At 63.8% G+C, this 13,617-nt stretch carries 9 protein-coding genes; 1 reads left to right on the plus strand and 8 read right to left on the minus strand.

Annotated features, from left to right (window positions below; all coding sequences use genetic code 11):
* Nucleotides 1-67: 67 nt before the first annotated feature.
* Both DMP11_RS07960 and DMP11_RS07965 read right to left on the minus strand, forming a co-directional pair.
* Complete coding sequence (locus DMP11_RS07960) at nt 68-724, minus strand: 4Fe-4S dicluster domain-containing protein (protein WP_123185965.1); 657 nt, start codon at nt 722-724, stop codon at nt 68-70.
* 3 nt (nt 725-727) lie between these two features.
* Complete coding sequence (locus DMP11_RS07965) at nt 728-3,871, minus strand: molybdopterin-containing oxidoreductase family protein (protein ID WP_123185966.1); 3,144 nt, start codon at nt 3,869-3,871, stop codon at nt 728-730.
* Between the two features lie 424 nt (nt 3,872-4,295).
* On the opposite strand from DMP11_RS07965, the gene DMP11_RS07970 reads away from it, so the two are divergent.
* Entirely contained in the window at nt 4,296-5,789 is a 1,494-nt protein-coding gene (locus DMP11_RS07970; RefSeq protein ID WP_123185967.1) for a response regulator transcription factor, read from the plus strand.
* Between the two features lie 136 nt (nt 5,790-5,925).
* On the opposite strand, the gene DMP11_RS07975 is transcribed toward DMP11_RS07970, so the two are convergent.
* From DMP11_RS07975 to DMP11_RS08000, 6 genes are all read right to left on the minus strand, one after another.
* On the minus strand, nt 5,926-6,681 hold the full coding sequence (locus DMP11_RS07975) for an energy-coupling factor transporter transmembrane component T family protein (protein WP_123185968.1): 756 nt from the start codon (nt 6,679-6,681) through the stop codon (nt 5,926-5,928).
* A gap of 2 nt (nt 6,682-6,683) precedes the next feature.
* A complete protein-coding gene (locus DMP11_RS07980) occupies nt 6,684-7,517 on the minus strand; it encodes an energy-coupling factor ABC transporter ATP-binding protein (RefSeq protein WP_123185969.1) in 834 nt (277 codons plus the stop codon).
* Between the two features lie 277 nt (nt 7,518-7,794).
* Nucleotides 7,795-8,646, minus strand: coding sequence for an energy-coupling factor ABC transporter ATP-binding protein (locus tag DMP11_RS07985; RefSeq protein WP_123185970.1), 852 nt, complete (start codon nt 8,644-8,646; stop codon nt 7,795-7,797).
* Between the two features lie 133 nt (nt 8,647-8,779).
* Nucleotides 8,780-9,409 carry a hypothetical protein gene (locus tag DMP11_RS07990; protein WP_214647030.1) on the minus strand — a complete coding sequence of 210 codons (630 nt, stop codon included), beginning with the start codon at nt 9,407-9,409 and terminating at the stop codon, nt 8,780-8,782.
* Nucleotides 9,410-10,102: 693 nt separating this feature from the next.
* The gene (locus DMP11_RS07995) at nt 10,103-10,462 is read right to left on the minus strand and encodes a DUF1667 domain-containing protein (protein ID WP_123185971.1); all 360 of its coding nucleotides are present in this window, start codon (nt 10,460-10,462) and stop codon (nt 10,103-10,105) included.
* A complete protein-coding gene (locus DMP11_RS08000) occupies nt 10,463-13,393 on the minus strand; it encodes an FAD-dependent oxidoreductase (protein WP_123185972.1) in 2,931 nt (976 codons plus the stop codon). It abuts the gene before it with no gap.
* Nucleotides 13,394-13,617 lie beyond the last annotated feature (224 nt).

Below are 13,617 nucleotides of genomic sequence, written 5' to 3' on the forward strand. Positions count from 1 at the left end.
GCTCTCGAGGGGGCGGGCGGGGGCGTTTGCCCCCGCCCGGCGGGCCGGCCCTAACGGGCCGCCCCGCCTAGCCCTGCCACTTCCTGTCGCGCAGGATGTAGGCGAAGCTGGGCTCGTTGCCGGCGTTGGGCAACTTGTACACGTCGGAGTCGGAGTACTCTTTGGCAAGCTCTCCCACCGTGATGCGGTTGCCGGTATAGAGGTTGTCATAGGAGCGGTCCACATCGTAACCGATGGCGGGCGCTTCGAAGCTCTCGATGCCCTTGTCCAGGTCGCCGAAGAAGCGGGCGCGGCCGCCGCACTGGATGACGCACTGGGGCAGGCCGCCGGCAGCGGTGATCTGGTCGCACAGAGTGCACTTCTCCACCACGCGCTCCTCCTCATTCAGATAGCGCACGCCGTAGGGGCAGGCCATGGCGCAGAACTGGCAGCCGATGCACTTCTCCTTGTCCACCTGCACGGTGCCGTCGGCCAGCTTGTGGCTGGCCTCGGTGGGGCACACGCTCACGCAGGCGGGGTTCTCGCAGTGCTGGCACTGCACCGGCAGGTAGTACATCTCCACGTCGTTGGTTTTGGCATAGCCGTCCTTCTTCACGGGGCCGATGCGCAGCACCTTGTTCCAGTAGCTGCCGATGGGCACGTTGTTCACGGCCTTGCAGGCCACCATGCAGGCGAGGCACCCGACGCAGCGGTTAAGGTCGGTGACGATAGCGTACTGGGTCATGGCTTAGGCCTCCTCTCGAATCTGGTAGTTGGGCAGCCAATCCTTCAGGCGCGGGTCGGAGGCATCGTAGATGATCTCGGTGCCGTCCTCGGGCGCGCAAGGCACCACCTTGCCGTCGGGACAGTTCTCCGGCGTTGCCTTGTAAATCTTCACCGGCACGCCGCGCATGTGCGAACTTCCGATGAACTTGTCCTGACCGTAGGGGTTCCAGATGCACTCGATGTTGGAGAGCAAGCAGCCATGGGTGGGTGCCGGCAGCTCCGGGAACCACCAAGCGTGCTCGGCGTTGGCCCAGCCGGGAGCGATGCCGTGGTAGAGGTCCACCACCTGGCGCACCTTGCCCCACTCGGTTTCGATCCAGGCCCAGTCGCCCTGCTCCAGCCCCAGCGCCTCGGCGTCGTCGGGGTTGAGCTCCAGGCGCGGCGCCGGCCACAGCTCGCGGCACCAGGGCAGTTGGCGATGCTCGCTGTGGAAGTACACCGGGATACGGCGGCCGGTGGTGAGGATGATCGGGTACTCCTCCAGGTCGATCTGGCCGCCCTGGGCAGAGCTGGCCGGCGGCTCGTAGTTGGGCATCATTTCCTTGATGACGTCGAACTTGCCGGGCTCGTACTCGTTGGCCATATCCAGGCACAGGGTTTCAAAGGCCATCGACCAGAACTGCACCAGGCCGTTGGGAGTGGGGCAGCCGAAGTTGTTCACCGGCTCGCCGGTGGCGGGGTCGGTGGACCAAGGGGCGGCGGTGCAGGCGTCCTTGCCCATGCGCATCCAGCCGGTTTCGAAGCGGCGGTAGGTGCCCCAGCGGTTCGGCTCGATTTCCTTGGCGTTGATCCAGCCGTTCTCCTGGAAATCATCGCGGAAGTCCTCCCAGTGCTCCCACTTGCAGCCGGGGTACTTGTCGCTGAAACCGGACACCTCGTTGTGGGCCTGGAACCAGTCCTCCAGGCGATCGTCGTGCAGGTATGCGCCCGGAGCATCGCCCTTAATGTTGGTCCAGGTGCCGTTAGGATTGCCCTTCTTCTCAAGCGCCTCGAAAATCAGGCGGTTGATGTCGTAGTCGAACTTGGTGTCGGCCGGAGGCTCGATGGCGCGCTGGGTGAGGCCGATGCCGCCGGAAGCGCCCTGGGATACGCGGATGCAGTTCAGCTCGGTCCAGTGCTGGCAGGGCAGGATGATGTCGGCCATCTCGGTGCCGGGATGGTGGAACATGTTGATGTCCACCCAGAAGTCCAGCTGCTGCAGGGCTTCCCAGGCCAGCGTGGCGTTGGACATGTTCATGAAGGAGCCAGACTCGTTAATGCCGCCGCGCAGACGGTACTCGCCGTTGCCCAGGCAGGCCTCCCAGATGAGGGTGGCGTCGGCCCATTCGCCGTAGTAGGGCAACATGGGGAATTTGCCTGCGCCGATCATCTTGCCATGCACTTCCCGCTTGTCGGGGATGTTCATGGGGTCTACGTCCACGTCCGACAGGTAGAACGGAGGGCACATAATCTCGCCGGTGAGGGCGCCCATGCCCTTCAGGGTGTATTTCACTTCCTCGGGCATGTTGGTGCCGGGAGCGGCAGTGGACTGCTCGTCCACCGGCGTACGGGACAGGCCGCGGTTGCCGGCGGGGCCGTCGAAGTTGCCGGAGGTGTACATGAGGTTGATCACCGCGCGCACCGTTTGGGTGCAGTTGCCAATCTGGTCGGGGGCGAGGTTCAGGTGAATGCCACCGTTACCGTAGTTCTGACCCTCGGGGCGGGTGAGCCATACCACGCAGGACTCCTCGATGAGCTGCGGGTCAAGGCCGGTAATCTCAGAGGCCCACTGGGGGGTGCAGTCCTTCACCGAGTTGGCAAGGTAGCTCCACACGGGGCGGGCGATGTGCTTGGTGCCGTCCGCCAGCGTCACCTCATGCTCGCCGAACAGGTCGAAGTCTATGCCGGCCTCTTCCAGCTCCCAGTAGGAAATGGGCGGCAGATAGCCCTCTTGGGACGTGCCCTCGTACACCACTTCCATCTGGTCGCGGGTGGGGGCCACGTGGTTGCAACCTTCCCATTGGGTAACGTCGGCGTCCCAGTACACCAGGCCGCCTTTGCCGTCGTTGGCCTTCTGGTTCCAGGCGTAGAACTTGTGGGGGCTGCCGCCCTCCACCAGGTCGCACTCCTTCAACAGACGGGTCTTCAGCTTAGTGCCGATGAAGTCTTGCAGCGGCGGCACCTGGATGGGGGACGTGAGGTCGAGGTACCGACCGCCCGTGGGCTCCATGTCCTCCACTACCAGCAGAGAGGCGTCGGTCCAGCGCTTCACAAACTCCCAGTCCACCAGGTCTTTCTCAATCATGATATGCTGCCAGGCGAGCGCCAGCGCCCCGTCGGTGCCGGGCTCGAGGTTCAGCCAGTAATCGGCCTCCTTGCCGGAACCGGACAGACGCGGGTCGACGCAGATGTGGGTCTCGGCAGCGGTCATGCGGTCCACCAGGTTGCGGCAGGAGTCGTCGTAGTTGGAGTTCTCCGGCGCGGTGCCCCACTGCACGTACACCCGTGGTCCGTCGCGCAGCGCCATCCACGGCGCGCCGTCAACGGAGGAAATCCAGCCCATCAGACGACGGGGGCCCTTGCAGATTTCCGAAGCCACGTGGGCATTGGGGGTTTGGAACAGCCACTTGTAGAACGCGTAGGGGCCGTACACCCACTGGCGCGACGTGCCGCACATGTTGAAGATGCACTCGCCGCCGTACTGATCGATCAGCTCTTGGAACTTAGTGCCGATGGTGTCCATGGCCTCGTCCCAGCTGATGCGCTGCCAACCGGGCTCTTCGCCCTTGGGGTTAGTGCGCTTCAGCGGATGGTAGATGCGGGACGGATGATAGGCCGCCTGAATGGAGCTCTGCGATTTGCCGCAGCAGTTGCCGGAGCTTTGGAACGACGACTGATCGCCCTCCACCTTCACCGCGCGCCCGTTCTCGACGGTCACCCACACGCCGCATTCCATCTTGCCGCAGCCGCGGCAGCAGGTGCGGACGCGCTTGATCTCGCCTCCGCGACTGGGGGCCTCGGCATCCTCGGCCAAGGCAACGTGAGGTGCCGCCGCAAGCGCCCCGGCAACCACAGTGGCAGCCGACAGCTTGGCGAAAGCGCGACGGGTTAGATTGAGTTTTCCCATTCCTCCTCCTTCTCTTTACACCTCTTACTAACAATGCGAAGAACTAGAAAGGCGGCCCGCGGACCGTGCCGTCTGCAGCAGAGACGTGAATCACCGGGATGCAAGAAAAACCGATGCGACTCTTTTTCCCTGCGCGCCGCGACCCCATATCGCGAACTCCCGAAACGTACTCCCCTTTTCTTCGCGTGGCATCAGAATGCCAAAACCGTCGCCATGGCGCATCATGCATTTTTGCTTGTTTGACGATTTTATTACAGAGACAGGGGAGCCCTTGCCTCATGCATTATTCATGATTTCCCCGCTAGAAGCCTCTTTTTTTTACATTTACCCGCGGCTACTTCCCGTCTGCGCCCGGAATGACACCTCGGCGCGCTATAATGCAGCAGTTACGTTCACTTAAAGCCAGGGGGGCTTCGCAACAATCATGGGGATGCGGGAAAAGGCGAAAGAGCGCCTGCAAGAGGTGCCGCTTATAAGCCTGTTCAATTTGCGTATGCTGGGCTTCGCCCTTATCCGCGCCTGGGTGTACCTCATGTTTTTGGGGGCGGCTACCAGCGTGGTGACGTGGAATGGCGACCCGCTGCCCCCGGCGGCGTTTTTAGGTTCCACCCTGTGCTTGTGCGCGCTTTTATTCTCCTGCGCCTTCATCCGCAAGTACAACGTGTTTATCACCGGCACCAAGGTCTTCCGCATCGCCGGACCCATCTGCACCTGCGTGGGCACCTTGTGCCTGGCCAGCGCCACCCTGCCCGATGCGCCCCAGGTGCCGCTGTGCGTTTTGGGCGCCGTCACTACCGGTATCGGGTCGGGCATCATCGATTTGGGCTACGGCGATTTGTACCGCGCCGTACAGCCCATGCGTACCACTCTCGAAGCGCCGCTGGCCTTCCTGTTGGCCGCCGTGGTCTACTTGGCGGTGCAGTTTCTGCCCCCCGTCGCCGATGTGCTCATCGTGGCGGCGCTGCCGGCCGTGAGCGGCTACATCCTGTTCGTGCACTTCCAGGTGTGGTCCCCCAAGCACGAGTTCGCCGTGCTGCCGTTCAAAATCCACCTGGGGGCCTTCTCGTGGAAGATCGGCGCCTGCGCCTGCCTCATCGGCATCGCCGACGGCGTGGTGCGGGCGGTGTTCCTATCCACCAGCGATACCACCGTGCAGGACTTCTACCGCTTTCCCCTGGTGTGGGCCGGCATCATCACCCTTGCGATCATATACGGCTGCGCACTTTTCTCCCGCGAGCGCGGCTTTAAGCCCATGTACCGCACCGTGATGTTCATCATGGCCATCTTCTTCATGCTGCTGCCGGTGTTCACCGGTCATTCGGAAATCGAAAGCATCATCGGCCTGGCCGGCTACGGCACCTTCAACGTGCTCATTTGGATTTTGCTGGCGGACATCACCTCCACCTACCGCCTTTCCGGCATCATGGTGTTCGGCATGGGCTGGGGCATGGTTACCCTGGGGGTGCTGCTGGGCACGCAGCTGGGGCAAATCGTGTGCCTGGGCGCCCCGTTCTCGCCGCAGCTGCTCAGCCTCATCGCGCTGCTGGCCACGGTGGCCATCCTCATTTCCTATATGTTCGTGTTCAGCGAGAGCGACCTGGAGTCCATGGCCACTTCCGAAGAGGAAGACGGCGGCAAGGCGGTGGCGGCGGGCCAGGGGCACCCCAGCGAAACCAGCGACGGCGTGCGGCGCCAGCGGTTCCAAGACCGCTGCAACGACGTAGCCTCGCAGTTTGGCCTCACCGAGCGGGAAACCGAGATCATGGTGCTATTCGCGAAGGGGCGCAGCGCCGCCCGCATTCAGGAGGAACTGTTCCTCTCCCGCGGCACTGTAAGCACCCACCTGCGCCATGTGTACCAGAAGCTGGATGTGCACTCCAAGCAAGAACTGCTCGACGTAATCGAGGGTACTGGATAGCTGACACATGACGTTATCCCCGTCCCCTGTCAGCCCCTAAGGCTCGCCTTCGCCGTACTTCGTAGGGCAGAGATTCTATCTCTGCCTAAACCATCAGCCGCACTTGCTCACCTGACCGAAGCGGCCCCCTCAACTCCTACAGGACAATCGCCACCACCAGGATGGCCACGCTCACGGCCAGGGCGATGTAATCGCGGGCGGCCAGCGGGTACTGTTTGAAGCCGCTGTCACGGGTGCGCAGGTGGAAGCCCCGCACCTCGGCGGCGATGGCGGCGCTGTTGGTTTTGCGCACCGAGCTCACCAGCAACGGCACGCACAAAGGCACCATCAGGCGAACCTTCTTCACCAGCGAACCATCGAACTCCACCCCGCGGGCGGTTTGCGCCTCCATGATGCCGGCCATGTTGTTCATGAACACGGGGATGAAGTGCACGGTGCTGGTGAAAGTGAAGGCGTACTTGTAGGGCACGTGCAGCTGCTTCACCGCCGAGTTGGTGATGTCGCTCATCTTGGTGACGTAGAACACCAAAAAAAGCGGGATGGAAGCGGTCATCAGCCGAATGATTACCGTGAGGGCCGCCAGCAGGCTGCCGGTACCGATGAAGCCCCAGGGCAGCGGCACCAGCTGGGCGCCGCGGGGGGTGGTGAGCAAAATGACCGCCGCCAGGATTACCGAAAACGCCAGCACCCCTTTGCAGAGCCCCACCGTTTCCCGCATCATGTGGCAGCTGGCGGCCAGCGCCAGGGCGGCGACGAACAGAAGCGCCAGAAACGCCAGATTAGTGGTGCAGAAGCAGGCGATGGCCAGAATCACTGCGCAGATCAGCTTCACCGACGGGTTCATGCGGTGCAGAAAACTGGTGCCGGGCACGTACTCCAAAAACTTCGCCATGGTTACCGACCCCCTTCCGCGGCGACACCCTCCAGGGCTTCCGCCAACTGTTCTACCGTGTTCGCATCCGCCACCGCGACCGGGCAATCAGGCACCTGCTGCTGCAGCCCCATGGCCACGGCTGTGGCCTGGGGCGGAATGACGGAGGCCCGCTTGAGCACCTCTTGGTTGCGCAGCACCTCGAAGGTGGGGCCGTCGGCTACCACGCGCCCATCGGTCATGGCTATCACGCGGCAGGCGAAATCCCCCACCACCTCCATGTCGTGGCACACCATCACAACGGTGGTTCCTTGAGCGTTCAGCTGGGCCACCGTTTCCATCACCTTCTGGCATTCGCGAAAGTCCAGGCCGGTAGTAGGTTCGTCCAGGATGACCGTGGGGGGCTTCAGCGCGATGATCGAGGCCAGCGCCAGCAGCTGCCGCGTGCCCCGGTTCAGCAGGTAGGGCTCGGCGTCGGAGTCGAAGCCGAAGCGGGCGATGATCTCGTCCACCTGCGCCTCGGCGTCGGGCCCTTGCTCCCCCAGCACCTGGAAGCCGAACAGCAGCTCTTCCCGCACGCTGTTGCAGCAGATTTGCCGGTCGGGGTTTTGAAACAGGAAGCCCACCTTGCGGGCGATTTGGCTGGTTTTCAGCTGGCTGGTGGGCACGCCGTCCACCAGCACCTCCCCCGCCGTGGGCTTCAGCAGCCCATTGGCCAGGCGCATGGTGGTGGATTTCCCCGCGCCGTTGGTGCCCACGAAAGCCACGAAATCGCCATCGCGGATGGTGAAGCTGACGTCCTTGAGCACCGCCAGCTCCCCATCGTAGGAAGCGCTCACATTCTTGAACTCGATCATATTCGCCCTTCTTTGTTCCAGCGTCCAGCACGCGTCCCAAATCCATCGGGTCGCGCACGTCTCCTCCCAACACGCGGCCGGAGACCTATCGGGCTGCGCCCCGTCTCCGACGAACACGCGACCGGAGGCCCGTCGGGCTGCGCCCGCCTCCGATGAACTCCCAACCGGGGTTCGTAGGGCAGAGATTCTATCTCTGCCTAACGGAGGGCCCGCATGCGTTTGCAACCCAGGCAGACATAGAATGTCTGCCCTACGAATCTACCTGCAATCCTTCGCCTTACGCCCCTGCTCCGGCAAGCACTTCGCGGCACACGTCTGTGGCGGCGGCCACGTTGCGCACGGCGGGGCCGTTGTAGAGGCCCGCCCCCTTCAGGCGGTTCACCAACGTGGTGGAGCGGGGGCAGTTCACCCCCAACGCCAACAGCTCGTCCGAATGGGCCAGCACCGTCTCGGGCGCATCGGCGAAGCGAATCTGCCCGTCGTCCACGATCACCAGCAAATCGGCGTACTCCGAAAGCAGCGCGATCTTCTGCTCCACCACCACAACCGTGGTGCCGTTTTCCCGCGCGTAGCGGGCCAGCAGCCGAAACACCGCCTCCGATGAAGCGGGGTCCAGCTCGGCGGTGGGCTCGTCCAGCACCAACGCTTTCGGCCGCAACGCGATGATGGAGGCCAGCGCCACTTTCTGCTTCTGACCGCCGGACAGGCTGTCGATGGGACGGTTCAGCAACTCGATGATGCCCATGGCCGCAAGCGCTTCGTGCACGCGACCGGGAATTTCCTCCTTCGGCACGCCGAAGTTCTCCAGGCCATAAAGGATTTCGTCTTCCACCACGGCGGACACCATCTGCGAATCGATGTCTTGGCACACCGACCCCACCAACGCCGAAAGGTCGGTGAGGGAGGCCTCCACCGTGTCCAGCCCCTCCACCGTCACGCTGCCGTAGAAGTCGCCGGGATAGCAGTGGGGAATGATGCCGTTGATGGCGTAGGTGAGGGTGGACTTGCCGCTGCCGGCCGCCCCGGTGATGCCGCAAAAGCAACCGTCCGGAATGGCCAGCGTGATGTCGCGCAGCACCGGCGCCACTCCTTCGCGGTACTGGAAACTGAAATCTTGGAACTGGATCATGATTGCCTTTCCTCTTTTTCGAGTGTGTCAAGGGGACGTTCACTTTTGACACATCGATTCTCGGTTCGAAAAAGAACGGACCAACGGATGTGTCAAAAGTGAACGTCCCCCTGACACCCCCGCCGTGTAAGGGTTAGCGCTTCAGCACCTTCTGCAGGGGCAGGGCCAACACCTGCACAAAGATGCAGTTGAAAGTGGCGGTACCCAGCACGATGGCCACGTAGGCGGCCAGGGCCACGAAGAAGTCGCCCCCCACCGAGATGACGTTGATGTAGGAGGACAGGGCCGCGAAGGTAAGGCCGGACACGCAGGTGGAGAGGAAAGTGGTCACCAGCGGGTTGAGGTCCAGCTTGCCGCCGATTTTCAGAGGCACGTGGATGAGGGCGCCGCACACCAGGGCCCCCAGCAGCTCGGAGGGAATGTTCAGCAGCGGCGTGGCGTTCAGCATGGGGATTTGGCACACCAAACCGGCGATGAGGCCGATGGCGGCCGACTGGGCCAGGTTCGGGCGAATGAGGATAATGGCCAGGCAATAGGCGGCGATGATGAAGTTCGGCTTCATGCCGAAGGCCCCCAGCAGGGTGCCCAGGGTGAGCTTCAGCACGGCGCCGGCCGCCAAAAGCACTGCTACCAAAATGAGGTCTTGCACCCCGAAGCCCTTTTTCTCCTGCTTGGCCACTTCCCGTTTGGCGGCGGCGGTGCGCGGTGCGCCCTTGGGGGCGGTTTCGGCGGCGTCCATCGCGATGGTGTTGTTCTCGGTCATGATCGGTCCTTTCTCGGGCTTTTGCCCTGTTCGCGCCCGCCGCGCGGGCTTCTTCCGTTTTATCAACGAGTACCGATCCACCGACCTACCTTTTGCGAGCTGGCCCCAAAAACAAAAAAAAATCTGCCCTTGGATAAAGGACAGATTTCTGAGATCTGCGGTGCCACCTTTATTGGCCTGCCGAAGCAGACCCCCTCGCGAACGTGCCATCACACGTTCTGCCTTTAACGCAGGCTCACGGTCCAGATACTCGGCCTTGCGGCCTTTCCCCTTTCCCTCGGCGACCCATTTATCATCCAGCGTTCCTGCAGAACTCCCAGCCTAGGTTCCGCTCTCTGTGAGTGCTTATGATGACTTGACTTTCGCCTCATCGGTTTGGAAGGTATTCAATTGATGGCGGTACTTTACGCATTGCCGGCGAAATGCGCAAGACCCAATTTGAGATTTTTTCCCAAATGGCAGTGATTCGGTAGGCTTTAGCGCGCTGGAGCGCCCAACTCTGAACAACGAGGGCAAGGCAACCACTCCGTATTCGTAGGGCAGAGATTCTATCTCTGCCTAACGGACAACCGGGACGTAGCCGCAACCGAGGCAGACATAGAATGTCTGCCCTACGAAAACCCACGAACCCGCCGCAGGCCAAGGAAGTCGCCTCACGTCCGCGCCACAGCCCGCAGGGAAGCCAGGCCACAGCTACCAAATGGTTTTTGTGGCGATGACGGGGATGCCGGTGGCGGCCACGTTTTCCAGCACCACGTCCCCCTCCTCCACCGGCGGTTGCACCTCAAGCTGGCGCAACTGCTGAACCACATCGGCCATCAGCGCCTTGGACACCGGTTGGGCCGTCTTCACGCTGAGGGGCTCCAGGCGGCCTTGCACCGGCACCACATAGGTGAGCATGCGCTCGGGGGCCGTGGCTTCGCGGCGGCCGTAATCGGCGCCGCGGCGGCAGCTTTGGCCCGCCACCGACAGCACTTCCCCATCCGGGGCCGCTTCCACCGTGAGCGGACAGCCCATAGGGCAGCAAATGCAGGTCAATTCCACGGTTGCCATTTAGGCCTCCTCTGCGATCAGGCGCACTTCCGCGCAACCGGCGGCCTCGTCAAGGGGCAGTTCCAGCTGCATCATTTCGGCCGGCACCGCCACCATAAAGGGCTTTTTCTTCAGAAGGCGCACCTCGCCAGTGGGCAGGAGCGCCTCCACCCGGATGCGCCCGTTGCGGAAGGGGCGCCCCACCCGCAGCGAGAACTTCACCGGACCGCCCTCGAAGGCGGCAGCACTTAGCCGCTGCGGCACCACGTAGCGCACGCCTTCGCCAGGGGAAACGTCCACTGCCGCGGCGGCCTCTCCAGTTTCATCTGCTCCAGCGCCCCCGACGGCCGGTACGCCCCCATCCCGGTTGGGCGCCCCCTTCGCCCACTGGGCAGCGGCAGCTCCGGCCACTTCGCCTTCCGCGGAAGCGAAATCCACCAGGTCGTGGATATGGAGGGCGTTGCCGCAGGCGAAAACGCCAGGCAGCGAGGTTTCCATCCGCTCGTTCACCAGCGCGCCGCCGGTGATGGGCGACAGCTGCACGCCGGCCGCATTCGCCAGTTTGTTTTCAGGAATGAGCCCCACCGAGAGCAGCAGCGTGTCGCACTCCACCCGCTGCTCGGTACCGGGGATGGGGGTGCGAGTGGCGGGGTCCACTTCCGCAACATACACCGCCGAGAGGCGTCCCTCCCCTTCCAGCCGCGTAACGGTGCGGCTGAGATGCAGCGGGATGCCGAAGTCGTCCAAGCACTGCACGATGTTGCGGCGCAGGCCAGAGGGGGTGTCCATCAGCTCGTACACCCCCAGCACTTCGGCCCCCTGCAGCGCCATGCGGCGGGCCATGACGAGGCCGATGTCGCCAGAGCCCAGCACCACCACGCGCTTGCCCGGCAAGCAACCCTGCAAGTTCATGAAGTTCTGGGCGGTGCCGGCGGAATACACTCCGGCGGGGCGACTGCCGACCATGTTCAAGGCCCCTTGGCCCCGCTCGCGGGAGCCAGTGGCCAGCACCAAGGCGGGGGCGCTGAGGCGCAGCGCACCGGCCGGCGTTACGGCCTGAACGGTTTTCAGGGAGCCGCATTCGAGGGCCAATGCCGTGGCCTCGGGAAACATCTCCACGCTACCCCGCTGACCCACGGCGGCAATCTCACGGGCGGCGTACTCGGGGCCGGTGAGCTCTTCTTTGAAATGGTGCAGCCCGAAGCCGCTGTGCACGCACTGCTTCAGGATGCCCCCCTGCTCCGCATCGCAATCAAGCAGGGCCACGGTAGCGCCTGCGTCGGCGGCCGAGCGCGCCGCCGCCAACCCGGCTGCGCCGCCGCCAAGCACAATCACATCGAACATGCGGGAGACGAGGACACCTTCGGGGCTTGCGTCCTCGGCAAACGCGGCGGCTTCGTTTCCTCCCTCCAAATCTCGGGCAGCCAGGGCCAGCGCCCGGCGATTCCCCTCCTCCAGAGCCCGGGCCGCCAACGTGCCATAGGCGGCGGGGGCAGAAGCGGTGAGGGGCGAACCCGTCAGCCGCTTGTCCAGCTGATCTGGAGCAATGGCCAGTTCGCGGCCAACGATTTCCGCTATTTCCGGCGTGCAGAAACCGCCGTGGCAGCCGCCCATCATGGCCCGGGTGCGCCACTTCAGAGCATCCAGCGAGAGCACCGGGATAGGGCCGTGCAGCGCGGCGGTTATCTCCGCCTCCGTGACCGAGCAGCAGCGGCACACCACATGGCCGCATGCGGGGTCTTCCGCCACCGCCCGCGCGCGCTGATCGGGCGTCATCTGGGAAAACGGCACCGGGCGCGGTGTTTCGAGCGCAGGTTCTTCCGGTCTTTCTTCGACCTCCAGCAGCTGGGCGATCTGGTTCACGATGTCCACTGCGATGGCCGGCGCGCTGGTAAGGCCCGGCGAATCCAGGCAAGCGATGTCGAAGAAGCCGGGGGCGTCGGCGGGCTGGCCAATGACGAAGTCGTAGCCGTTGGCGTTGGAGGCGCGCAGCCCCGCGAAGTTGGCGATGAGCCCGCGCAGCGTAAGGGCGGGCCAGGTAAGAGCGGCCTTCTTCGCCACTTCTTGCAAGCCCTCTGGCGCTGTGGAGAGGTCGGTTTTGCTGGACTGGGCCACAGCGGTGGGGCCCAGGATGAGGTTGCCGTGCACCGTGGGGGTTACCAGCACCCCTTTGCCGGCGGCGGTGGGGGCTTGGAACATGGTGCGCTGGAAGGTGGGGCCGAAATCGGTGCTCAGCAGCTCGTAGTCGCCGCGGCGGGGCACGATGGCGATTTTCTCGGCGCTCACCTGGTTGTGCATCTCGTCGGAAAACACGCCGGCGGCGTTCACCACGCAGCGGGCGCGCACTACCGCGCCGTCGGAGGTTTCCAGCCGGTAGCCGCCCTCTTCCTTGCCCACGCGCGCCACCGGATGGTTGAAACGGAACTCTACCCCCCGCTCGGCCGCCCATTCGGCGCAGCGGAGCGCCGCTTGGTATGGGTCGCAGATGGCCCCCGCCTCCACCAGCAGTGCGCCCGTGCACTGGGGGCTCAGGTTTGGCTCCAGCGCCCGGGCCTCTTCGCCGCTGATGAGGGACAGGCCCTCGATGCCGTTTTGCCTTCCCTGCTCTAGCAGCCGCCCAAGCACGTGATGGTTCTCTTCCGAGAAAGCCAGCACCATCGACCCGTTGCGTTGATAGGGAAAACCCAGCTCATCTGCCCAGTGGGGGAACAGGGCGGAGCCTTCGCGGTTGTAGCGGGCCTTCAGCGTGCCTGGCAGCGGATCATAGCCGGCGTGCACGATGCCGGAATTGGCACGGGTGGCCCCGCAGGCAATGTCGTTGCCCGCCTCCAGCACGCAGGCGCGCAGCTGGTAGCGGGCCAGCTGCCGCGCTACCGCGCACCCCGCGATGCCAGCGCCGATCACCGCCACGTCGTATGAGAGCCCGTCGGCCCCTTGCCCTTCGGAAACCATCGCATTCGCCCCGCTTCGGTAGGCAGATTCCAATTATGAGGAAAATACTAGCACAGCCGCGCCGCCGCCCCTCACACCACTGGCGAGAGCAGCCGATTCGTCATCGGCTGCGCGACTACACGCCACAAGATGGAGCAAAAAAAATCGAGGGCCCCGAAGGGCCCCCGTGCGTCGAAGAAATAGGCTTGCGCCCAACATTTACCCGATGCGAATCTGCGACGCAT

Source organism: Parvibacter caecicola (assembly GCF_003725335.1).
Lineage (GTDB): Bacteria > Actinomycetota > Coriobacteriia > Coriobacteriales > Eggerthellaceae > Parvibacter > Parvibacter caecicola.